At 64.2% G+C, this 20,521-nt stretch carries 23 protein-coding genes; 4 read left to right on the top strand and 19 right to left on the bottom strand.

Annotation, left to right across the window (positions count from 1 at the left end):
• Positions 1–69 precede the first annotated feature (69 nt).
• From phnD to KEC16_RS07130, 3 genes are all read right to left on the bottom strand, one after another.
• On the bottom strand, positions 70–1,071 hold the full coding sequence (gene phnD / locus KEC16_RS07140) for a phosphonate ABC transporter substrate-binding protein (protein WP_211547281.1): 1,002 nt from the start codon (positions 1,069–1,071) through the stop codon (positions 70–72).
• 35 nt (positions 1,072–1,106) lie between these two features.
• Complete coding sequence (gene phnC, locus KEC16_RS07135; protein WP_211547279.1) at positions 1,107–1,973, bottom strand: phosphonate ABC transporter ATP-binding protein; 867 nt, start codon at positions 1,971–1,973, stop codon at positions 1,107–1,109.
• A gap of 147 nt (positions 1,974–2,120) precedes the next feature.
• On the bottom strand, positions 2,121–2,732 hold the full coding sequence (locus KEC16_RS07130) for a DapH/DapD/GlmU-related protein (protein WP_249208886.1): 612 nt from the start codon (positions 2,730–2,732) through the stop codon (positions 2,121–2,123).
• A 139-nt stretch (positions 2,733–2,871) separates the two neighbouring features.
• On the opposite strand from KEC16_RS07130, the gene KEC16_RS07125 reads away from it, so the two are divergent.
• Complete coding sequence (locus KEC16_RS07125) at positions 2,872–3,897, top strand: class I SAM-dependent methyltransferase (protein ID WP_249208885.1); 1,026 nt, start codon at positions 2,872–2,874, stop codon at positions 3,895–3,897.
• A gap of 9 nt (positions 3,898–3,906) precedes the next feature.
• A complete protein-coding gene (locus KEC16_RS07120) occupies positions 3,907–4,599 on the top strand; it encodes a pseudouridine synthase (protein WP_211547277.1) in 693 nt (230 codons plus the stop codon).
• On the opposite strand, the gene KEC16_RS07115 is transcribed toward KEC16_RS07120, so the two are convergent.
• The 7 genes from KEC16_RS07115 to hemP form a co-directional block, all read right to left on the bottom strand.
• Positions 4,594–5,370 (bottom strand): heme ABC transporter ATP-binding protein, encoded by a 777-nt coding sequence (locus KEC16_RS07115; protein ID WP_211547275.1) that lies wholly within the window; start codon positions 5,368–5,370, stop codon positions 4,594–4,596. The genes KEC16_RS07120 and KEC16_RS07115 overlap by 6 nt on opposite strands.
• Complete coding sequence (locus KEC16_RS07110; protein WP_211547273.1) at positions 5,367–6,347, bottom strand: FecCD family ABC transporter permease; 981 nt, start codon at positions 6,345–6,347, stop codon at positions 5,367–5,369. Before KEC16_RS07110 ends, KEC16_RS07115 begins: the two co-directional genes overlap by 4 nt.
• Positions 6,344–7,129, bottom strand: coding sequence for a heme/hemin ABC transporter substrate-binding protein (locus KEC16_RS07105; RefSeq protein WP_211547271.1), 786 nt, complete (start codon positions 7,127–7,129; stop codon positions 6,344–6,346). Before KEC16_RS07105 ends, KEC16_RS07110 begins: the two co-directional genes overlap by 4 nt.
• Positions 7,130–7,207: 78 nt before the next feature.
• Positions 7,208–8,260, bottom strand: a complete 1,053-nt coding sequence (locus KEC16_RS07100) for a hemin-degrading factor (protein WP_211547270.1) — start codon at positions 8,258–8,260, stop codon at positions 7,208–7,210.
• Positions 8,261–8,272: 12 nt separating this feature from the next.
• Positions 8,273–8,980, bottom strand: coding sequence for an energy transducer TonB (locus KEC16_RS07095; RefSeq protein WP_211547268.1), 708 nt, complete (start codon positions 8,978–8,980; stop codon positions 8,273–8,275).
• A 17-nt stretch (positions 8,981–8,997) separates the two neighbouring features.
• Positions 8,998–10,989 (bottom strand): TonB-dependent hemoglobin/transferrin/lactoferrin family receptor, encoded by a 1,992-nt coding sequence (locus tag KEC16_RS07090; protein WP_211547266.1) that lies wholly within the window; start codon positions 10,987–10,989, stop codon positions 8,998–9,000.
• Between the two features lie 98 nt (positions 10,990–11,087).
• The gene (gene hemP / locus KEC16_RS07085) at positions 11,088–11,291 is read right to left on the bottom strand and encodes a hemin uptake protein HemP (protein WP_346344049.1); all 204 of its coding nucleotides are present in this window, start codon (positions 11,289–11,291) and stop codon (positions 11,088–11,090) included.
• Between the two features lie 153 nt (positions 11,292–11,444).
• On the opposite strand from hemP, the gene KEC16_RS07080 reads away from it, so the two are divergent.
• Complete coding sequence (locus KEC16_RS07080; RefSeq protein WP_211547263.1) at positions 11,445–11,942, top strand: DinB family protein; 498 nt, start codon at positions 11,445–11,447, stop codon at positions 11,940–11,942.
• Positions 11,943–11,951: 9 nt separating this feature from the next.
• On the opposite strand, the gene KEC16_RS07075 is transcribed toward KEC16_RS07080, so the two are convergent.
• From KEC16_RS07075 to KEC16_RS07045, 7 genes are all read right to left on the bottom strand, one after another.
• Positions 11,952–12,854, bottom strand: a complete 903-nt coding sequence (locus tag KEC16_RS07075) for a flagellin (protein WP_211547261.1) — start codon at positions 12,852–12,854, stop codon at positions 11,952–11,954.
• Positions 12,855–12,856: 2 nt separating this feature from the next.
• Complete coding sequence (gene flgK / locus KEC16_RS07070; RefSeq protein WP_211547260.1) at positions 12,857–14,521, bottom strand: flagellar hook-associated protein FlgK; 1,665 nt, start codon at positions 14,519–14,521, stop codon at positions 12,857–12,859.
• Between the two features lie 20 nt (positions 14,522–14,541).
• Positions 14,542–15,006, bottom strand: a complete 465-nt coding sequence (locus KEC16_RS07065; protein WP_211547258.1) for a hypothetical protein — start codon at positions 15,004–15,006, stop codon at positions 14,542–14,544.
• 14 nt (positions 15,007–15,020) lie between these two features.
• Complete coding sequence (locus KEC16_RS07060; protein WP_211547256.1) at positions 15,021–15,368, bottom strand: hypothetical protein; 348 nt, start codon at positions 15,366–15,368, stop codon at positions 15,021–15,023.
• A 20-nt stretch (positions 15,369–15,388) separates the two neighbouring features.
• On the bottom strand, positions 15,389–16,681 hold the full coding sequence (gene flgE, locus KEC16_RS07055; protein ID WP_211547254.1) for a flagellar hook protein FlgE: 1,293 nt from the start codon (positions 16,679–16,681) through the stop codon (positions 15,389–15,391).
• Between the two features lie 14 nt (positions 16,682–16,695).
• Positions 16,696–17,358 carry a flagellar hook assembly protein FlgD gene (locus tag KEC16_RS07050; protein WP_211547252.1) on the bottom strand — a complete coding sequence of 221 codons (663 nt, stop codon included), beginning with the start codon at positions 17,356–17,358 and terminating at the stop codon, positions 16,696–16,698.
• A gap of 183 nt (positions 17,359–17,541) precedes the next feature.
• Positions 17,542–17,934: a hypothetical protein gene (locus KEC16_RS07045; RefSeq protein ID WP_211547250.1), complete on the bottom strand. Its 393-nt coding sequence runs from the start codon at positions 17,932–17,934 to the stop codon at positions 17,542–17,544.
• Positions 17,935–18,063: 129 nt separating this feature from the next.
• Between KEC16_RS07045 and KEC16_RS07040 the strand changes: the two genes are divergently transcribed.
• Complete coding sequence (locus tag KEC16_RS07040; protein WP_211547248.1) at positions 18,064–18,237, top strand: hypothetical protein; 174 nt, start codon at positions 18,064–18,066, stop codon at positions 18,235–18,237.
• Here the strand turns inward: KEC16_RS07040 and KEC16_RS07035 are convergent.
• Positions 18,201–19,592, bottom strand: a complete 1,392-nt coding sequence (locus KEC16_RS07035; RefSeq protein WP_211547246.1) for an efflux transporter outer membrane subunit — start codon at positions 19,590–19,592, stop codon at positions 18,201–18,203. The genes KEC16_RS07040 and KEC16_RS07035 overlap by 37 nt on opposite strands.
• Entirely contained in the window at positions 19,589–20,521 is a 933-nt protein-coding gene (locus KEC16_RS07030; protein WP_211547244.1) for an efflux RND transporter periplasmic adaptor subunit, read from the bottom strand. The genes KEC16_RS07035 and KEC16_RS07030 overlap by 4 nt, the downstream gene beginning before the upstream one ends.

Here is a 20,521-nt window from a genome sequence, read left to right as displayed (position 1 = left end):
GCATGTTCCCGAAAGCTGGACAAGACAAAGGGCGGCCCCGACAATGGGGCCGCCCGCGTGCGATTGATCTTACTTGGCGGCGGCCATCTTCTTGTTCAGTTCGGCCAATTTGGTGTCGATCTCGGCCAGCTTGGCCTTCTTGTCGGCTTCGCTCATATTGGCGTCGGCGGCGATCTTGTTGCGGCCCTTGAACAGCTCCAACTGGCGGATCGGCAGCAATTGGTCATTGGTCGAGGGTTTGAACGGCGCCCATTTCAGGCCGGCCAGAACCTCGATTTCCTTCTTCACCTGGTCCTGGGTCTTGGTCGGGGTGGGGACGCCGTAGGTCAGGAAGAAGGTCTTGATCTTGTCGCGGGAATCCTTGGGCAGATCCTTGCGCCAGACGATGGGGTCGGCGGGGATCAGCGGCGAGGTCCAGATCACCTTGATATTGGCGAATTTTTCCGGCTGGCGATCCTGGATCAGGCGCAGGTTTTCGCTGTTGTTGGTCGAGACATCGACCTGCTTGTTGGCCACCGCCATGGCGTTGGTTTCATGGTTGGCGGAAACCACGCGCTTGAAGATTTTCTTCGGGTCGTCGATGCCGTTCTGGGCGAAGACGTAATAGCCCGGCACCAGGAAACCCGAGGTCGAGTTCGGATCGCCATTGCCGAAGGCCAACTCGCCGGCATTCTTCAAGACGTCTTGGACGCTGTTCAGGTTGCTGTCCTTGTGGACCAGCAGATGCGACCAATAGCCGGGATTGCCGTCGGCATCCACGGACTGGACGAAGATTTCGCCTTCGGCGCGGTCAACCGCTTCCATGGCCGACTTGTTGCCGAACCAAGCCACCTGCACCTTGTTGAAGCGCATGCCTTCGATGATGCCGGCATAATCGGGGGCGAAGAACGCCTTGATCTTGAAGCCGGTCTGCTTCTCCATGTCGGCCAGGAACGGCACCCATTCGGTTTTCAGATTATGGCTGGATTCGGTCGAGATGATGCCGAAATTCAGCACCTCTTCGGCCTGGGCCGGGGCGGAGAGCAGACCGCCCAGAGCGGCGGCGGCCAAAAGGGTCGCGGAAATCTTCATGGGGAGGTTCCTTCGTCGTTGGATAAGCGTGAAATTCAACCGGCGACAGCCAGGGCGGCATTGCCCCCCGGACCGGTGACGAAACTGGCGGATCCTTGGATGGCCGCCCCCAGTTCCTCGGCTTCGGCGCCGTACAGATCGCGCAGCAGGGCCGGCGTCAGGGCGGCAGAGGGGCCGTCATAGACCACCACGCCCTTTTTCAGGGCGATGGTGCGCGGGCAATAGCGGATGGCGAAGTCCACCTGATGCAGGCAGACCACCACGGTGGTTTTATCCTCGGCATTGATCGTGGCCAGGGTTTCCATCACCCGCCGCGACGATTCGGGGTCCAGCGAGGCGATGGGTTCGTCGGCCAGGATGATCTGCGCCCGTTGCACCAAGGTGCGGGCAATGGCGGCGCGCTGCTGCTGCCCCCCCGACAGGGTCGAGGCCCGCTGCCACGCGGTTTCAACGATGCCGACGCGGGTCAGCGCTTCCCAGGCCCGCTCGCGGTCCTGGTGCGGAAACAGGCCGCAGAGGGAGCGCCATAGCGGCAGCCGGCCCAGTGAACCGGTTAGCACATTGGTCATCACCGGCAGGCGGCCGACCAGATTGAATTGCTGAAAGACAAAGCCGACGCGGGCACGGGTGGCGCGAATGTCCGTGGCCAGCCGGCCTCGGGCCTGCACCGGACGGCCCAGCACCTCGATGCTGCCGCCCTGGGCGCTGGCGTCCCCCACGGCCAAGCCGGCGACATGGCGCAGCAAAGTCGATTTGCCCGAGCCCGAGGCGCCGATCAGGGCGACCATCTCGCCCGGATTGATGTCCAGGCTGACCCCATCCAAGGCCTTGCAGCAATTGAAGGTCTTGTGAAGTCTGGTCACCTTGATCGCCGGAACCATCACCTTCGCGGCTTTGGTCATTACTCTCACCTCGGATTGAATGCGTTCCGACGGAGCATACCCGGCAACGGCGTCAGTTTTATTGAAGCTTTGTTTCTGTTTCGTGAAAATAAAGTTCAAACAACTTGTTGATATGTATAGTTACAGGTCTTAGACAACATCACGCGGTCATCCGCATGGATGCTTGGCAATGAACTGTTCGGCGTTGAGTGTGCGGAAGTCGGAAAGCGCCTGTTTCAATTTGTCATGTGACCAATCCCACCACGATAATTGCAACAATTGCGCTTGGACTTCCAAAGTAACGCGTCGGCGAATTGGCTTTGCCGGGACGCCGGCAACGATGGTGTAGGGGGCGACGTCATGGGTGACGACGGCGCCGGCGCCGATGACGGCGCCGCTGCCGATGGTCACGCCGGCCATGATGATGGCGCCGTGGCCGATCCAGACGTCATGGCCGATGATCACCTTGTGATCGCGGCGCCAGTCAAAGAACGCCAGATCGTCGTCGCCCAGGTCGTAAGACGACGCGCGATAGGTGAAATGATGGATCGAGGCTCGTTCCAGCGGATGATTGCCCGGATTGATGCGGACCATGCGGGCAATGGAAACGAACTTGCCGATTTCGGCGTAAATGCAATCGCCGTCTTCCATCATGTAACTGTAATCGCCGAACACGGTTTCGCGCATTTGGGTGCGAGCGTGCACGGCGCTATAGATGCCCAGGGTGGTTTCGCTCACCTCGGCGGTCGGGTCGATCCACGGAATTTCGCTTAAGGTCATCGTCGTCTCCATCGCAATTGTCTCTGTGATAAAGGCGAAGGCGACGGCTTTGTGTGACGGGACGGTGAATTTGCCGCAATTGTCTAGACCATGGGCGAAGACGTCGATTCTTGCTGCGGTCCGTGCTAAACGACCGCTCATGGATAAGATCGACGACATGCTGCGCGCCTTGGCGCTGCCTTTTGACCGGGGCTTCCTGGATATGCCGGCACGGGCCTTTTGGCTGCGGGCCGAGTGTGGCGAGGCCCTTGCCCCCTGGCGCGACCGGCTGGAATGCCGGCAAAGCTTCAAGCCCGCCTTCGACCGCCTGAACGCCGCCGGCTATCGGGCGGTGGAGAGGTTGGCCGGGCCGTATGGGCTGGGATTGTGCCTGCTGTCCAAACACAAGGGCGAAAGCCGGGCGGCGCTGGCCCAGGGGCTGGACCTGCTGGAGCCCGGCGGCGTGCTGGTGTGCTGTGGCGCCAATGCCTTGGGCGCCGCCAGTCTGGAAAAAGAAGCCGCGGCGCTGGTCGGTTTGGCCGGGGCGCTGTCCAAGCACCAGTGCCGGGTGTTCTGGTTGCAAAAGGGCGAGCAATTGCCGGCCGGTCTGGCGGAATGGCGGGCCGAGGCGACGCCGCATCCGGTCGGCGACAGCGGCTTGGTCGCCCGTGCCGGCTGTTTCAGTTGCGACCATGTGGATAAGGGATCGGCTTTGCTGGCCGAGCATTTCCCCGCCGGCATGGCCGGGCGGGTGGCTGATCTGGGGGCGGGCTGGGGCTATCTGGCGGCGCGGGTGCTGAGCCGTTTCGACGCCGTCACCAGTGTTGATCTCTACGAAGCCGAAGCGCTGGCCTTGGACGATGCGCGCCACAATCTGGCCGCCTATGGCGGCCGCGCCGCTTTTTATTGGCAAGATGTCTGCGCCGGCTTGGCGGACGTGGCGCCCTATGACTGGATCGTCTGCAATCCGCCGTTCCACGATGGCGGCAAGGCCGATCCGGCCATCGGCCAGGCCTTTATCACCGCCGCGTGGAAAGCCATCCGACGGCGCGGCAAGTTCCTGTTGGTGGCCAACCAGCATCTGCCCTATGAAGCCGAGCTGCGCCGCCGCTTCCGGGATGTGGAGCTGGTGACCCTGGCCCAGGGCTTCAAGGTCTATCTTTCTTCCAACCGTCACGACCGTTAAGGAAATACCATGCGTCTGGTCCGTCTGATCGCCAATTTGGGCTATGGCAGTCAAAAGGATGTCCGTGGGATGATCCGCGACGGCCGCATCACCCATACCGATGGCCGCGCCTTGGCCGCTGATGACAGGGTCGATCCCGGCGAAATCCGCGTCGACGACGAAAAGCTTGATCCACCGGCGGGACTGGTGATCATGCTCAACAAGCCGGCCGGTTATACCTGTTCGACCACCGATCCCGGACGGGTCGTCTATGAATTGCTGCCGCCGCGTTTCGGCCGGCGCAATCCGGTTCTGGCGCCGGTCGGGCGGTTGGATCGCGACACCACCGGCTTGTTGCTGCTGACCGATGACGGGCCGCTGCTGCATCGCATCACTTCGCCGCGTCACCATGTCGCCAAGGCCTACGAGGTTACCCTGGCGCGGCCGCTGGAAGGCGGCGAGGCCGACACTTTCGCCAGCGGCAGCTTGATGTTGCGGTCGGAAAAAACGCCGCTGGCCCCGGCCGAATTGGTGGTGATTGATCCGCTGCACGCCCGTCTGACCGTGCACGAGGGCCGCTATCATCAGGTCAAGCGCATGTTCGCCGCCCTGGGCAACCATGTGGAAAGCTTGCATCGGTGCGGCGTCGGCGGTCTGACCTTGGGCGATCTGCCCGAGGGGCAGTGGCGGGCGGTCACGCCCGAGGAACTGGCGCTTCTATAGGCCACGGGCAAGAAAGACGGCGTTTCCGGCGCCGTCGATCACGCGGTCGAAATCGATGCCATAGACCGCGCCCAGGGTCTCGGCCCGAAGCGCGCCGATGGCGCCGTGCGCCGCCACCTTGCCCCGGCTCAGCAACACCACGTCGTCGGCGTAATGGGCGGCCAGGGCCAGATCGTGCAAGACGATGGCGGCGGCGCCGCCGGATTGGCGGACCCAGGCGCGCACTGCCGCCAGCAGACTATGCTGATGCGCCGGGTCCAGGCTGGCGGTGGGTTCGTCCAGCAACAGATAGGCGGGAAAACGCTCGGCATTGGCGGCCAGTTGGGCCAGGGCGCGGGCGAAATGGGTGCGCTGACGCTCGCCGCCGGACAAGCTCGGCATGGCGCGATCCGCCAGATGGGTGATGTCGGCGGCGGCCAGGGCCTGGGCCAGGATGCCGGTGCGCTGCTGTTGTCGGGGCGGGGTCAGGGCAAAGCCCATGCGCACCACCTCGGCGACGGTGAAGGGAAAGGCCAGTTGCGCCGCTTGCGGCACCACCGCCCGCCGCCGGGCCAAGTCGCGGGCCGGCCACCGGCTGAGCGGGCGTTGATCCAGGCTGACGGTCCCGGCGCTGGGCCGGCGTTCGCCGGCCAAAATCCCCAACAGCGACGATTTGCCGGCACCGTTGGGGCCAAGGATGGCGGTGATGCGGCCTGGGCGAAGGGTGACAGTGACGTCGTCCAGCAAGGTGGCGGCGCCGATGCGCAGGCTGATGGATTTGGCTTCGATCATCGACGCAGCAACCACAAAAAGAAAGGGGCGCCCAGCAGGCTGCACAGCAGGCCCACCGGCAATTCGGCCGGGGCGGCGACGATGCGGGCGATGGTGTCGGCGCCGACCAGCAAGACCGCCCCCAGCATCATCCCGGCCGGCAGCAACACCCGGTGACCGGCGCCAAGCGACAGGCGGATCAGATGCGGCACCACCAGACCGATGAAGCCGATGGGACCGGCGGCGGCCACGGCTGCCCCCACCCCCAGACAGGTCAGGCCGACCACCAATTGGACCATGCGATGGGGGTTGAGGCCCAGGTGAAACGCCTCGCGCTCGCCCAAGGAAAATACATCCAGCCGGGTGGCGAGCAAGAACAGACCGGCCATGGACGCCAGCATGGGAACCAGCGAGGGCAACAGCGTGCTCCAGCCCGCCGCCCCCAGGCTGCCCATGGTCCAAAACGTCAGTTGGCGCAATTGCAGGTCGTCGCCGACATAGGAAAACACGCCAATGCCGGCACCGGCCAAGGCATTGACGGCAATGCCGGCCAACAGCATGGACGGGGGTGAAATCATGCCGTGTCGTCGGCCCAAACCATAAACGGCAAGGGTGGCGATGACGGCGCCGGCAAAGGCGGCCAGGGGCAGGGCCAGCGGCCCGACGAAACGGTCGCCGCCCATGACGATCATCGCCGCCGCGCCCAGGGCGGCGCCGCCGGAAACGCCGATCAGGCCGGGATCGGCCAGCGGATTGCGAAAGATGCCCTGCAGGGCGGCGCCGGCCACCGCCAGCATGGCCCCGACCAACAGTCCCAGCACCATGCGGGGCAGCCGGATGTTTTCGATGATCAGGCGTTGCTGATCGCTGAGGGCCGCGGCATCCCAAGGCCACAGCGCCACCGCCGTCATGGGAATGGCGCTGCTGCCCAGGGCCAGGGCCAGCAGCGCCACCGCCAGCACGGCCAGCGGCAAGATGATGAAGGCCAGACGGATCATGCCGCTGCCATCACCGCGCGCAGGCGTTGCACCGCCTCGGGCGAGCGCGGTCCCAGCCCCAGCAGCATCTGCGATTCCACCACCACGACCCGGCGCTTGGCCGCTGCCGGGGTGGCGGCCAGATGCGGCAGGGCCAGCAGGGCATCGACGCCGCCGGCCTGGGCCAAGGCGCTGGAACTGATGACCAACAGATCGGGGGCGCTGTCCACCGCCGCTTCCAGCGACAATGGCCGGATGCCGGCAAAATCGATGGCGTTGTGACCGCCGGCCAGTCGGATCAGCAGATCGGGCACGGTGTCGCGCCCGGCGGCCATCCAGCCGCCGCCGCCGGGATGGATCAGGCACAGGGCCGATAGCGGCGTCGGCGGTTGGTTCTGGCTTAGGCGCTGGCGTAATTCGGCCGCCAACCGGGCCCCTTCCGGTTCGCGGCCCAACCGGCCGGCAATCAGGGCGATGTTGCTGTCCAAGGTGGAAAGGTCGGGGCGGTCGGGGACCATGTCGATGGGGATGCCGGCTTCGCGGACGCGCTCAAGCACCTCGATGGGGCCGGAACCGTCCTGGGCGATGATGCGGGTGGGGGCCAGTGACAGCAAGCCCTCGGCCGACAATGCCCGCATATAGCCGACCTTGGGCAAGGTGGCGGCGGTTTGAGGGAAACGACTGGTGGTGTCGGTGGCCACCACCTGATCGCCCGCGCCGAGGGCGAAGACGATTTCGGTGGTGGGAGCGCCGATGGTGATCAGCCGGACTGCCCCCGCCGCCTGAATCGGACGGGGCGCCATCAGGGTAATTACCGTTCCGAGGCCAAGGCCAAGACCAAGGTCAAGGAAGGCGCGGCGAGAGCAGTGGGCCGACATGGTCTAGGCTGCCCGACTGGCGGCCAGCGCCGGCAGAGTGGACAGCAGCGCCCGCCATTCGGCCCGTTCCGTGGTGCCCGGCTGCCGTTCGCCGCACAGGATGGCGACGTTGCGGTTCTGGTCGTCATACAGTTCCAAGGTGGTGATGGCGCTTTCGCGCGTCGGCTTGGTCACCACCCAGGCCGAGGTGATCAGATCGGCGCGGGCATGCAGATTAAAGCGCGGGTCCATGATGTTGACCCAGCCGTCCTTTTCCATCACCCGCTGCACCGTGCCGGTATGAATTTGGATGCAACCGGCATTGCCGACGAAGACCATGAACGGAATTTGTTCGGCTTGGACGGCGCGCAACACCGCGGCCAAGGCTCCGCAATCGACCTCACGGGCGAGGTCGGGACCGGCCAGGCGCAGGGCCTGGTGCCGATCGACGCCGAATTCCTGCAACATGCCGTGGAAATGATGGATATCCTTCATCGCCGTCCACGAGGCGCGCAGGCCGGCGACGTCGATCGCTCCATCCTCACGCGGGGCCAGGAGCCGGCGCGGCGGCAGCACCGACAGTTCCGGGCTTTGGTCGGCCGCCGCCAACTCAGCGACCAGGGCATCCCAGACGCTGCCATGGGTGGCTTGGGTGCGATAGATCTTGTGGACGGCCTCACCGTGCAGGTCGAACACCTGAATGGCCTGGCGTTCGCCATGGCGGGTGTTCATGCGGACGAAGAAGCTGTGGTTCCAGTGACCGAGGAACAGGCGCAGATCGACGTCGCCGTTCAGCACCAGACCGGTGGTGGCGGTGATTTGGACCTTGCCGAAGCTGCCGACCTTTTCATGGACGATGCTGTCATTGCGGGTGATGACCTTGACTTCGCCCAGTTCCTCCAGGCGCGCCATGGTGGCGGCCCAATCCACCTCCAGGCGGACGACGCCGTTGCCGCCGCAGCCGGCGGCGACCAACTGCGCTTCGCTGGCGCCGGCTTCGGCCGCCAGGTCGCGGGCATACCCCTTGGCGTTGCCATTGGCGATTTCACACCACAATTGGGTCAGGGACGAGGTCATGGACAGGCTCCTTCAGGTATTGGATATGGAAAAAGTGATGGGGACTTCCACCCAGGCGGCGATGATGACGCCGCCTTGGGTCATGGGGTGAAAGCGCCAGTTGCGCACCGCTTCCAGGGCCGAGCGGTCAAGCAGGCTTTCCCCCGACGACCGCCACACGGTGACTTGGCTGGCGATTCCGGGGCGTTCGACCAGGGCGCGGATGATCACCGTGCCCTCGATGCCCAGCCGGCGGGCCGGGGCCGGATAAACCGGCGGCGTCGGCGGGCTCAGGTAATCGGCCCGGTGCACGATCGGCGGCGGCGCCGGCGGGGCGTCGGGCTGAGCCGGAAGGGGGGTGAAACTGGCCGGAATGACCGTGGGCTCCGTCGCCGGCGCCGCGATTTCCTCCGGTGCGGTTTTGACCGTCGGCGTGGCCACCGGTTTGGCGGCGGCCGCCTTGACCGGGGGACGCCGCGGTTGGGCCTTGGCCAGTTCCGCCTTGGCCAGTTCCGCCTTGGACGGCTCAGCCTTGGCCGGTTCCGACGTCCTGGCCGCGACCGGAGCCGCCGGCTGCGGCGGCGCCGGAATCGGCGGATGCCAAAAGGTCACGGCATAGCTTTGGGAGGGGGGAACCGGTCGCGGTGGCGGCGACGTGGCGAGCAGGGCGGCCAAGGCTCCGCCGTGACACAGCACCGATAAAGCCAAAGCCGTTCCCAACCGAAACCGGGTCTTGCCCATGTTCATTCTCCGCCGGATCAGAACTTGACGGTGACGCCGGCCTTGACGTTGCGTCCGGCCTCGCGGAGGGCGCTGTCATGCGGGCGATAGGATTTGTCAAAGATGTTGTCGACGGCGAAATCCAGGCGGACATCGTCGTTGAGCTGCGGCGGCGTCCACGACGCGAACAGGTCGTGCAAGGCATAGCCGCCGGTGGCGGTGCCCGAACCGTTGACGATACGGTCCTGACTGTCGACCAGGGCGGCGCGCCACCCGGTTTCCACTCCCCACTCGCTGAAGCGATGACCGATGGTCAGGCTGACCTGATCGGCGGGGATCGAGTTGATCGAGGTGTTGTCGGTGACGTTCTTGCCCCGGATCATCGCCGCGCCGAGCGAGCCGAACCACGACAGCGATTCATAGCCCAATTCCGCCTCGACGCCGCGAATCCGGGCCTTGGAGATGTTGCGGGTGGTGGTGGTGGTGCCGCCGATGGTCTGTTCGATAAAATCTTCGACGTTGTTGTGATAGGCGGCCAGCTTGCCGGTCAGCTTGTCCTTGGCCAAGACATCGTGCCATTTCAGGTTGGCGCCCAACTCGAAATTCTGCGCCTTTTCCGGCTTGAGATCGGGGTTGGCGATGAAATTGTTGCCGGGATAATGCTGGCCGGAATTGAACATGGTGGTCAGCGACGGGGCGCGGAAGGCCTGGGCGTAAGACACGTAAGGCTGGGCCCATGGCGTGGCCTGATAGGCGACGGCCAGACGCGGCGACACCGCGCTGTCGCTCCGTTCACGTTGGCCGGTGGCTGACAGATCAAAGGAATCGTAGCGGATGCCCGGCGTCACCGTCAGCGGCCCGAAGCCGATCTCGTCTTGGATGAAGCCGCCGAAAATGTCCATGGTCGCGTCCGGGTACCAGCCGGGGGTGGAGACATTGTCGCGCTTGCCTTCCTGGCGGTCCTCATAGCCCTCGACGCCATAGGTCAGGGCATGATTGGAGCCCAATCCGGCGAAGCGGCTGGTATTGGCGATGTCGAAGCCCTCGGTGGTCTGGTCGCGCTCATCGTGACGGCGGTCGGACGCGCGGTAATCGTCCAGTTCGGTTTCATTGCGGTACAGCGTCGCCCGCAGATTGAACATACGGTCGGTGGGGTCGTCATAGACGTAATGCAGGGCATAAGAGTTCCGCACCAGATCACGATCGGCGGTGTTGGCGGCTGCGCCGTTTGAACTGGAATCGGCGGTCAGCGGAATGGTGGTGTTGCTGATATTGCGTTCGGCCTGGGCGGTGACTTTGTGATGGGGTGCCGGAGTGACGCTGACCTTGAACAGGCCCGAGACCAGATTGTCGCCGGAATCGACCAACTTGGTTTCCTGACCGTCTTCCAGATTGCCGTAATTGCGGTGGCTGACGCTGGCCAGCAGGTCCAGCCATTCCACCGGCCGGGCATAAGCGGTGCCGGTAACATGGTTTTCGTTGGGATTGCTGGCATAGGAATAACGGGTCATCGCCCCGGCCAGCTGTCCCGGCTTCAGCAGGTCGGCGGCATCCTTGGTGGTCATGTTGATGACGCCGCCGATGGCGCCGGAACCGAACATGGTCGAGCTGGGGCCGCGCAGCACCTCGACTTGCTTCAACAGATCGGGCTCGACGAACAGACGCGCCTTGTGGCCGACCTGATAATTCTGGCGGGCGTTGTCGATCCGAATCACCACCCGTTCGTCGCCCAGGCCGCGAATGGTCGGCGACATCACCCCGGCACGCGGGCCGCCGGAAAAACTGACGCCGGGCACATCGCGCAAGATATCGCGCAAATCCTGCGGCGCCTTGCGTTCCAGTTCTTCGGGGCCAATGACGGTGACCGCCGCCGGGGTTTCGTCCACCGGTTTTTCGGTGCGGGTGGTGGTTACCGAAACCCCGTGCAGACGGGTGGCGGGATCAGCCGGATCGGCGGCGCGGGCGGCGGTGGCGGCCATCGCGGCGGACACGATCAGGGCAGAGGGAAGCAACAGGCGAGAGGCAGGCATCAAGGCACCTTCATCATGAGGATGGAGATGGTCTTGGCTGGCTGCCTGGGCGCAAATGCGCCGTGAGTGGCTGGCTGGGACCGAAAGGGAGAGACGGGTTACTTGGTCAGCAGCAATTTTCCGTTGCTGGTCAGGCGCAGCAGATAGTCGTGGCCGTCATGCTCGATCACCAATTCGGTGCCCTGGGCCAGCAAGGTGCTGAGCGCCACGCGCGGCCGAGCATCGCCCGAGGTGACACCGGTCATGGCGGTGGCGGTCGGGATGGCGATGGAGCCAGAGAGAGGCGGAAGCGGAGCGGTCACGGCTATCCTGGATGTGCAGCAAAACAACTGCCTGCAATGATAATGAGAGTCGTTCTCAGGTCAAGACAAAATTACCAGCCAGACAGCATGGCGCTTGCCATCGGGTTGGCTGAGCTGCCACTTTTTGGGGTGGATAAAGGGAGATATCGACCGATGACGCCCGCAACCTTGCGCCGCCTGTCGCGCTATAATGCTTGGGCCAACCAGCGGCTTTACGCCGCCTGCGGTGCTTTGGACCCGGCGGAATTCGCCGGTCCGCGGCCGAGCTTTTTCGGCTCGATCATGGCCACGCTTAATCATGCATTGGTCGCCGATATGATTTGGCTGGGGCGCTTCACCGACCGTTACGACCACGGCATCACCGCCCTGGATCAGATCCTGCACGACGCATTTGACCCGCTGGCGCGGGCGCGGGCGGAACTTGACGGCGTGATCATTGCGCATTTCGACGGGCCGATGGGCGATCTGGAGGCGCCGTTTTCCTATCGCACGATGGCGGGCGGCGCGGCGGTGACGCCGTTAGGCCTGACCATGTTGCATATGTTCACCCATACCACTCACCACCGGGGGCAGGTGCATGACATGCTGTCGGCGACGCCGACAGCGCCGCCGGTGCTGGATTTCGTCTATTATCTGCGTGAAAATCCTTAGAGGCACGGATCAAAGGTAATCCACCAGCGACAGGCCATTAAGCTTGCCGAGGGCGGCATAAGAGGCCTGCAGGGTGGTTTGGTATTGCGAGATTTCCACCGTCGTCTGGGCAACGTCCACCGCCTTGGCGTCGCTGATGCGATCGGACAGCAGCGAGATCGAGGTGTCTTGCTGGGCCTGATAGTTTTCCAGACGACCGGCATTGACCGACAGCCGCCCCTGCGAGGCAAGCAATTCGTCCAGCGCCGCGGTGGCTAGGTCATAGGCTTCGCTGACCGCATCCTCGTCCAGATCCGAAGTGTCCAGATTGGCCAGGATGTTGGCGGCGCGCAAGGCTTTCTCGAAGCCGGATTCGCTGGCGGTGACGCCATAATCGATGCCGGTCTGATCGGATACCTTGACCGATTGAACGACGTCATCGCCCAGGTAATAGCTGGTGTCGGCGACCGATGGCGTGGTTGGCGCGGTCAGCAGCGTCGTATCCACCGGAACGCTGGTGGTGGCGCTGCCGCTGAACAGATAGCGGCCGTCCACTTGCAGATTCATCAGGTTTTCCAGGTCGGTCAGCATGTTCTTGCCGATCTGGTTGTAATCGACCTCGCTGGAGGAATTGGTGCTCAGACCGGACAAGGTCGTGCGCATGCTGGTGGTCAGATCGACCATGGAGTCAACGGCGGCATACATGGCCTCGGTCCGGTCCAGGGCGGTTTGCGCGGTGTCGGAACGCGCCTGCAATTGCGCCAGCGAGGTTTCCATCGATACCAGCCTGGCGGCGCCGGCGCCCAGGCCGGCATAGGTTTCGGCCTTCAGCCCGGATGAATTGGCGGTCTGTTTTTCCGCCAGTTTGGCCTGAACGTTCATGGCCGAACGCAGCAGCGCCTGGCCCAGTCCTGCTGTCGATACCCGTTCCATGATCAGCTCACCGCGTTGAGAAGGGCTTGGAACATTTCCTGGATGGTTGCCAGGACCTGAGCCGAAGCCGAATAGGCGTTTTCCAGTTCCGAGATGCGCGCCGTTTCCTCGTCGATGTTGACGCCGTATTGCGACGAGAACGAATCGGTCAGCGCCGTCAGCGTCGTTTGCTTCGACGCGGCGGCGCTGTCGGCGGCTTTCACCTGGGCGCCGACATCGGCCACCAGATCGGCGGCGGCCCCGGTGTCGATGATATCGGCCATGGCCTGGGCCAAGGCGCCGGCATCCAGGCTGATGCCGCTATCGGTGACCTTGCCCACCGCCAGCAGCGACGGATCGGCGGCAATGTCCTTGCGCACGAACAGATTCTCGGCCCCGTCGCCGGTGATCAGGTCGTTCATGCCGAAATACGACGATATTGTCTTGCCGCCGACATCGCCGCCGGACAGGGCGATTCCGGTGGTGGAATCGGTGGTTTCGATGACCAGTCGGCCATCGCCGTCAAGGGCGGCGGAAAGTCCGGAAATGGCGTTCAACTGACCAAGCAGATCATCGACGCTGGTGATGGTGGTCATGTCGATGTCGGTGACCGAGACGGCGCTGCCATCGCTGTTGGCGATGGCCACCCGCAAGGTGCCGGTGGCCGCCAGCGCGTCGGCGCCGGTCATTCCTTCGACCGTGCCGGTCAAGGTTTGCGGCGCCGGCAACGGCGTCCCCTGGTTGCTGATGGTGTTGAGCTGGTCTTTCAGAGTGGTGGCGATGGCGTCCAATTGATCTTGAACGGCGGGCAAGGTGTCGTCGCGCAAGGCGACCAAGGCGGCCAAGGTGCCGGATTTGATCGTGGTGGTGATATCGCTGCCGCCGAGGGTGATGGCATCGAAGCCGCCGGGATAGACGGTTTCCGAGGTCACCGTGCCGGCGGCCTGATACGACAGTTCGTGCACCTGGGAATTCAGCAATGGTTGGCCGCCGGTATAGATGGTCATGGCGCCATCTTCATCGGTGAAATAGCTGATGTTGATCTGCTCGGACAGATCGGCCACCAGCACCATGCGCTGGTCTTCCAGATCGGCGGTGGATTGGCCGCGGGCGCGGGCCTGGACGATGGAATCGTTGAGCGAATCGATCGCGTGCAGCGATTCGTTGATCGAGGCGACGGCGTTCTCGATATCGGCATCGGCGTCAGAGCGCAAATCCTGGACCTGGGCCGAGGTGTCGCGCAGGTTGGCGGCAACGTCGGTCAGTTGCAGCACCGCCTGGGTCTTCAGGGTTTCGCTTTCCGGCGTCGCCGCCAGTTCTTCCAGCGTCGATTGCAGGGCGGCCAGCGAGGTCGCCAGGGTGTCGCCCCCACTTTCTTCCGATGACAATTGCCCGAGAACGTCGCTGAGGCGGTCCAGGTAATCGGCGGTGGTCGCCGTTTCGGCATTGGCCGAGGTGGCGGTGATGATGGTTCTCAAGAGGTTGGCGTCGACCTTGGACAAAATGCCGGTGATATCGACCCCGGTGCCGATGCCGCCGCCGCCGACTGTGGTGTTGACCTTGGTCGCCGATTTGACCGTGTATCCCTGAGTGTCGGCATTGGCGATATTGTTGGCGGCCAGGGCCAGTTCGCTTTGGATGGTGCGTAGCGACGACGTGGCGGAGCCGAGGGCGAGGTTCAGGGACATGGCGACCTCCGGGGGTGCCGTCAGGCGTGGAAATTCGCCCCAACGGGGGGCAGACGCAGTTCAAGCGGGATGTCGCCCTTGGCGCCGTAAGTGCCGCTGACGCGGGCATCTTGGCGCAGGGCTTCCAGCACCGCCTCGACCCGGCGGCGCGAGGCGTTCATCGCCGCTTCCAGCCGGGTGATGTTCTCGCCGGCGGCTTGGCGCAGGTGATTGACGGCGGCGATCAGGGTCCGGCCGAAGGCGGGATCGGCAGCCAGGGCGGCGGCGCCGTCGACGCCGAGATCTTCCCACAATTCGGCATATTCGGCGGCCAGTTCGGTCTTGCGTTCGCTGGTCAGCGCCAGCCCGGCGGGATAGCCCGAGGCCAAGGTGATGTTTTCCTCGGCGATGACCTCGGACAATTCGGTCACCGTTTCCAACAAGGCCTCGGCGACCTGACGGGCAGGGCGTTCGCCAGGGATGTGCTGGGAAATGAATGGCAGCATGGCGATTCTCCTGTTCACGACCGGCGCAGCGGGATGACGCTGGCGGCTTGGCCATAGGCGCGGGCGGCGCCGGTCCGCTGGTTCAGGGATTTGAGGTCATCGGCCAAGAGCCCCAGTTCGGTTTCCAAGGCCTGGACCAGTCCTTCCAATTCGTGGGCGGCCACGGCGATGTCGCGGCGCAGCAGGCGGCGGCTGTCGTCGGGCAGGCTGGATAATTGACGGGCCAGGCTGACCGACAAGGCGGCGGCATCGGCGTCGTTCAGATCGAAGCCGCCCAGATGGTGATGGATGTGTCCCAGGGCGCGGGTGGTCTGGGCTTCGGCCAAGGTGACGGCCTGCGCTGATTTCGGTTTGCTGTGCATGGCTTTTTCCCTTGTCATCGTCAGCGGACGGCGGCGATCAGTTCGTCGAACATGTCAGAGCAGGTGCTGATCACCTGCGAAGCGGCGGAATAGGCCTGCTGGGCGACGATCATCCGGGTGAATTCATCCGAGGTGTCGACGGTCGAGCCTTCCAGGGCGCTGGCGGTGATGGTGGCGACACCGTCCTCGCCGGCTTCGTGCAGGGTGAAATCACCCGAGGCGGCGGTTTGGCGGTAGATGCCGTAACCGGTGCTTTCCAGGCCGTTGGCATTGGTGAAATCGGCCACCGCGATCTTGTAGATGGCGATGTCCTGGCCGTTGTCGAAATGGGCCCAGATGATGCCGGTATCGTCCACTTCGACCGAGGACAGCGCGCCGTATTCGACGCCGTCGCCGGTGATCGAGGTGATCGAGATATCCGGGTCGTCGTTGTTGGAGGCAAATTGGGTCAGCGAGCCGGTGCCGCCGGTGATCTGGCCGACATCCATGGTGACGGAGGCGATATCCGAGGCCCCGGTGGTGAAGTTGGTGATGCTGAATTCCAGCTCGGTGGCGGTGCCGCCGGAATCGGTGATGCCGGTCAAGGCGCCATCGGCGAAGGTCAGGGTGAAGGGGCCGCCGGTGATGTCACCCGATTGTGACGAGGTGTCGCTGCTGAGCACCGGATCGGCCAGGGTCAGCGTCCATTCGTTGGCGGCGGTCTTTTCGTAGCTCATGGTCACCGTGTGCGACACGCCCAGCGCGTCGAACACTTCCATGGTGGCGGTGACCACGTCGTTGAGGGCGGCGTCGGCGGGCAAATTGGCCTTCAGCACTTCGGCCGAGGTGGCCTCGGCGGTGCCGGTGAAGCGGTTGACGTTGATGGCGTCCAGCGTCGACGACGAATTGGTCGAACCGGAAATGACATTGCCGTCTGAATCGGTTTTCCAGCCCTGCAGATAGTAATTGCCGATGCACATGAAGCCTTGGGCGTCGATCTCGAATTCACCGTCGCGGCTGAAGAAGGTTTCTTCGCCGGTGGCGCCGTAGCTGACGACGAAGAAGCCATCGCCATCCAGGGCCAGATCGGTGGCGTTCGAGGTGGCGCTGATCACGCCCTGATTGGTGACGTTCTGGCGGACCGAGGCCGAGACCCCGCCCGAGGCGTAGGACGTGCTGCTATAGGATTGCGTCACCAAGGTCTTGAAGCTGGTGGTGCTGGCCTTGTAGCCGGTGGTCGATGAATTGGACAAATTGTCCGAGATGATGGCCAGCGCGGTGCTTTGGGCTTTCAGCGCGGTGACCGCCGAGTTCATGGCTCCTAAAAGGCTCATGATCGTTCTCCCTCTCAGGCGGCCAGGCGGGTGATGGCGTCAAGGGTGATCCCCATCTCGCCCAGTTCCAGCACGGTGGTGCCGTCGACCGAGGACACCCCGGTGACCTTGCCGCTGACGTAAGTGGTGCTGCTGATGGATGTGCCGTCGGCGTCGGTGGCCGCGACCGCCAGGGTGTAGGCGCCGCCCTCGACGGTGTTGCCGTCGCTGTCCTTGCCGTCCCAGGTGAAGGTGTTGCGGCCCGAAGCGGTGTCGCCGCTGCCTTCCCAGACCACGTTGCCGTCTTCGTCGGAGATGGTCAGGGCGACGGAGGAAGCGGCCGATCCCAGGGAATAGACCCACGAGGCATCAACGGTGCCGTCGTCTTCGACGCTGATCTCGTCGCCTTGGGCTTCGACGGTGTGGCCCATATAGCCAACCCCGGTTCCCAGCGACAGCGAACTGATCGAGCTTAAGACGTCATCCAACTTGTCGTTGGTGGCCATCTGCTGTTCCAGATTGGAATATTCGACCAATTGGCTGGTGAATTCGGTGGCGTCGGTGGGATCAAGCGGGTCCTGGTTCTTCAATTGCGCGACAAGCAACTGGATGAACATGTCGTAATCAGCGGAAAGCCCCGACGACGTGGTCGATGACGAAGTTGTCGTCGATGTTGTGCTGGTAATCGCGGAGACCATCGCGGTGCACTCCAGAAGAAAATATCTGCGGCGAGGTCACCGCTCTTGTCTTCTTCTACGGATGCGATCGGGTGGTTCAGGCGGATTTTGTTTGATGTTTGTTTTTTTATCTGAGCATTAGGCGTGAAAAACCATCCGCCAATACTGATACGGCGCTGTCGCTGTGTTCAGGCGGAAAAATATTCAGGCGGTAAGGTCGGTGGCGGAAGAGGGGGCGCCGCCGCCATCGCCGCCATCGCAGATCTGCCGAACTTGGCCGGCCTGGGCGATGATGGCGTTGGCTTGGTCGCTGACCGCGCCGGCCATGCCCAAATCGCGGGCGATGCGTCCGGCTTCCGAGGCGACGCCGCGCAAGCCTTGGGCATCGCCTCGGGCCACGGCCAATTGGGCGGCGTACATCAGCGCTTCGATTTGTGATTGCGCCTTGGCCAGTCGCGTGGTTTCGCTGTCGCGCCCCAACAGATGGGCCAAATCGGCCAAGGCGTCGGCCAAATCCTCGACCGGCGCCGGTCGTGGCGGGTAATCAGGGCTGCTGCTGGCGGCCGGTGGTGGCGGCCCGATGCGGGTTCCGCTCATGACGACCTCGAACGCGATGCGGCTGGATCATTACACGCGACAATCGATAGCATCCGTGCGCGAGAAACGCAGGAAAAATTTGGTTGCCGCGTGTAAGGTGGTGTCCGTGTTTATCAGAAGATCAAAATCATGCCCGTTTCTCAGCCCACTTCCCATTCCGTTGATGTCTCGTTAGAGACCCGCGCCGTCCATCTGGCGGATCGCATGGGAATGGAATGGGGCGATTTTCTCTTCCTGTTGCAAACCGTTGAACGCTATGTCCAGCGTCAGGACAAGGGGGCGCCGCCGCCCAAGGCCTTGTAAAGGCTGATCAGGTCGGTGATGACGGCGACCTGGGCCTCGGCCACTTGCGCTTCCAGGTCGTGCAATTCCCGCTGGGCGTCAAGCACGTCGAGATACGAACTCATCCCCTTGGCGTTCAATTCGCTGGCTAAATCCAAAGCCGAGCGGCTGGTGGCGACTGCCGCGACCAGGGCCTGTTGGCGCAGGACCTGCTGATCCCAGGCGGACAGCGCGTCCTCGACCTCGGCCAAGGCGCCCAGGACCGCCGAGCGCCAGAGCTGTTCGGCCTGTTCGGCCTTGGCGCGGCGATAGGCGATTTCCGCCCGTCGGCTGCCGCCGTCAAGCAGCGGCAACACCAAAGACGGCCCGAACGACCATGTGCGAGAGGCAAGTTCCAGCAAGGATCCGGCCGTGGCCGAAGACAGGCCGATGGAGCCGCTAAGACTGAGCGATGGGTACAGATCGGCTTCGGCGACGCCGATTGCGGCGCTGGCGGCGGCCAAATTCCGTTCCATTTGCCGTAGATCCGGGCGCTTGCGCACCAGATCGGCCGGCACCCCCAGGCCGGGGCGGGCGGTCATGCGCGGCACCGGAGCCGGGGTTTCCAACACCACCGCCAATGCCTCGGGCATTTGACCGGTCAGGATGGACAAGGCGTGCAGCCGCGCCCGCAATGTCGCCCGCAACGGCGGCAGCTCCGCGCGCGAGGCATCCAATTGCGCCTGAGCGCGGACCAGATCAAGCCCCGAACCGGTCCCGGCACGGAATTTCGCTTCGGTCAGGGTCACGGTATCGGCATAGGCCGCCGTCGCCTGTTCGGCCACACCGAGGCGCAATTGCATGCCGCGCACTTCCACATACGCCCGCAAGACATCGCCGATCAGGGTCAGGCGGACGCCATCGGCTTCGGCCTGGCTGGCCTGGGCGGTGGCGGTGGCGGCTTGCACTCCGCGTTCCAGCTTGCCCCACAGATCCACCTCCCAACTGGCATCGAAGCCGCTGGTCATGCTGTTGGCGATGCGTGGTTTGGCGGCGGCGGTGGTGCTGCCTTGGCTGGCCGGATCGCGGCTGCGGCTGGCGGCGGTGGACAGATCCAGCTCGGGCCAGGTGCCGCCCGTGGTTTTGGCGGCCAGGGCGCGGGCGGCGCGGACGGCGGCTTCGGCCGCCGCCAGATCGGGATTGGCGGCCAGGGCGCGCACCACCAGGGCCGCTATCTGGGGGTCGTCAAAGGCTTGCCACCATTCGCGGCCCTGGGGTTGGGCCGCGGCCGTCAGGCTCCAGTGTGCCGGCACCGGGGCGGCGGGGGGCTGATAATCCGGCCCCATGGTGCAGCCGCCGATGGCCAATGTCAGGATCAGGGCGAGATTCCGCTTCATGGCGTCACCTCCAGATAGACGTCGACCAACTGGCCGGGATAGACCAGAACCTGGCCGTCATTGACGAATTCATAGACCACCTGCAAGACGCGGGTATCGACCCGTTCCGATGAATCGCCGGTCAGCGATTTTTTCGGCGCCACATAGGGTTCAAGCGCGCGGAAGCCGAGGTCAAAGGACAGGTCGCGATTGCCGCGGACAAAAGCCCGCGCCCGGGCGCCGGGGTGATAGCGCCAAGCGTCGTTTTCGTCGATATCGACGCGCACCGCCAAGATATCGGTGCCACCGACCATCACCAACGGGGTGGAATGTTCCCCGGCGCTGGCATATTCGCCTTGGCGCAGATTGACCTGCATGACTTGACCATCGACCGGCGACCGCACCACCAGCCGGTCAAGCGAGACCTGGATTTCGCCGGCTTGCGCCCGCGCCTGAACCACCTGGGCCTGGGCGTTGCGCAGTTTGGCCTCGTACAATTGCACGGCATAGCGGCGCTTGGACAAATCTTCCTGGCTGATGGCGCGGCGGTCGTTGATGCTTTCGGCCAGCCGCAACTGGTTGCGCACATCGGCCAGATTGGCCTCGGCCTCTCCCACCGCCGCCTGGGCCGCGGCAATGGCCGCCTGTTTGGTCGCCAATTGCGCCTCGAGATCGCGGCCATCCAGACGAAACAGTTCGGCCCCTGCCGTCACCTTGACCCCGATGGTGGCGGCGACCTGGGCCACCACCCCCGAGAGCGGCGTCGCCACCGCGATGTTGCGGGTGCCGGCTTCGATCTGGCCGGTCCCGGCAATATAACTGGCATAAGGCGGCGAGGCGGGCTGGGCCACCGCTTGCGCCGGCGGCGGCGGCGCGGTGTCGCGCAGGCTAAGGACGATGGCGGCGGCAATGCCGGCGACGGCCAGGGCGGGCAAAAGATAAGGGCGCAT

The organism is Magnetospirillum sulfuroxidans (assembly GCF_018224925.1).
GTDB classification, from domain to species: domain Bacteria; phylum Pseudomonadota; class Alphaproteobacteria; order Rhodospirillales; family Magnetospirillaceae; genus Magnetospirillum; species Magnetospirillum sulfuroxidans.
This window is presented reverse-complemented; position numbering and strand designations above follow the sequence as displayed.

Excerpts from the sequence above, each read along its gene's own strand:
- phnD (WP_211547281.1), bottom strand. The coding sequence starts at position 1,071 with ATGAAGATTTCCGCGACCCTTTTGGCCGCCGCCGCTCTGGGCGGTCTG.
- phnC (WP_211547279.1), bottom strand. The coding sequence starts at position 1,973 with ATGACCAAAGCCGCGAAGGTGATGGTTCCGGCGATCAAGGTGACCAGA.
- KEC16_RS07130 (WP_249208886.1), bottom strand. The coding sequence starts at position 2,732 with ATGACCTTAAGCGAAATTCCGTGGATCGACCCGACCGCCGAGGTGAGC.
- KEC16_RS07125 (WP_249208885.1), top strand. The coding sequence starts at position 2,872 with ATGGATAAGATCGACGACATGCTGCGCGCCTTGGCGCTGCCTTTTGAC.
- KEC16_RS07120 (WP_211547277.1), top strand. The coding sequence starts at position 3,907 with ATGCGTCTGGTCCGTCTGATCGCCAATTTGGGCTATGGCAGTCAAAAG.
- KEC16_RS07115 (WP_211547275.1), bottom strand. The coding sequence starts at position 5,370 with ATGATCGAAGCCAAATCCATCAGCCTGCGCATCGGCGCCGCCACCTTG.
- KEC16_RS07110 (WP_211547273.1), bottom strand. The coding sequence starts at position 6,347 with ATGATCCGTCTGGCCTTCATCATCTTGCCGCTGGCCGTGCTGGCGGTG.
- KEC16_RS07105 (WP_211547271.1), bottom strand. The coding sequence starts at position 7,129 with ATGGCGCCCCGTCCGATTCAGGCGGCGGGGGCAGTCCGGCTGATCACC.
- KEC16_RS07100 (WP_211547270.1), bottom strand. The coding sequence starts at position 8,260 with ATGACCTCGTCCCTGACCCAATTGTGGTGTGAAATCGCCAATGGCAAC.
- KEC16_RS07095 (WP_211547268.1), bottom strand. The coding sequence starts at position 8,980 with ATGGGCAAGACCCGGTTTCGGTTGGGAACGGCTTTGGCTTTATCGGTG.
- KEC16_RS07090 (WP_211547266.1), bottom strand. The coding sequence starts at position 10,989 with ATGCCTGCCTCTCGCCTGTTGCTTCCCTCTGCCCTGATCGTGTCCGCC.
- KEC16_RS07080 (WP_211547263.1), top strand. The coding sequence starts at position 11,445 with ATGACGCCCGCAACCTTGCGCCGCCTGTCGCGCTATAATGCTTGGGCC.
- KEC16_RS07075 (WP_211547261.1), bottom strand. The coding sequence starts at position 12,854 with ATGGAACGGGTATCGACAGCAGGACTGGGCCAGGCGCTGCTGCGTTCG.
- flgK (WP_211547260.1), bottom strand. The coding sequence starts at position 14,521 with ATGTCCCTGAACCTCGCCCTCGGCTCCGCCACGTCGTCGCTACGCACC.
- KEC16_RS07065 (WP_211547258.1), bottom strand. The coding sequence starts at position 15,006 with ATGCTGCCATTCATTTCCCAGCACATCCCTGGCGAACGCCCTGCCCGT.
- KEC16_RS07060 (WP_211547256.1), bottom strand. The coding sequence starts at position 15,368 with ATGCACAGCAAACCGAAATCAGCGCAGGCCGTCACCTTGGCCGAAGCC.
- flgE (WP_211547254.1), bottom strand. The coding sequence starts at position 16,681 with ATGAGCCTTTTAGGAGCCATGAACTCGGCGGTCACCGCGCTGAAAGCC.
- KEC16_RS07050 (WP_211547252.1), bottom strand. The coding sequence starts at position 17,358 with ATGGTCTCCGCGATTACCAGCACAACATCGACGACAACTTCGTCATCG.
- KEC16_RS07045 (WP_211547250.1), bottom strand. The coding sequence starts at position 17,934 with ATGAGCGGAACCCGCATCGGGCCGCCACCACCGGCCGCCAGCAGCAGC.
- KEC16_RS07040 (WP_211547248.1), top strand. The coding sequence starts at position 18,064 with ATGCCCGTTTCTCAGCCCACTTCCCATTCCGTTGATGTCTCGTTAGAG.
- KEC16_RS07035 (WP_211547246.1), bottom strand. The coding sequence starts at position 19,592 with ATGAAGCGGAATCTCGCCCTGATCCTGACATTGGCCATCGGCGGCTGC.
- KEC16_RS07030 (WP_211547244.1), bottom strand. The coding sequence starts at position 20,521 with ATGCGCCCTTATCTTTTGCCCGCCCTGGCCGTCGCCGGCATTGCCGCC.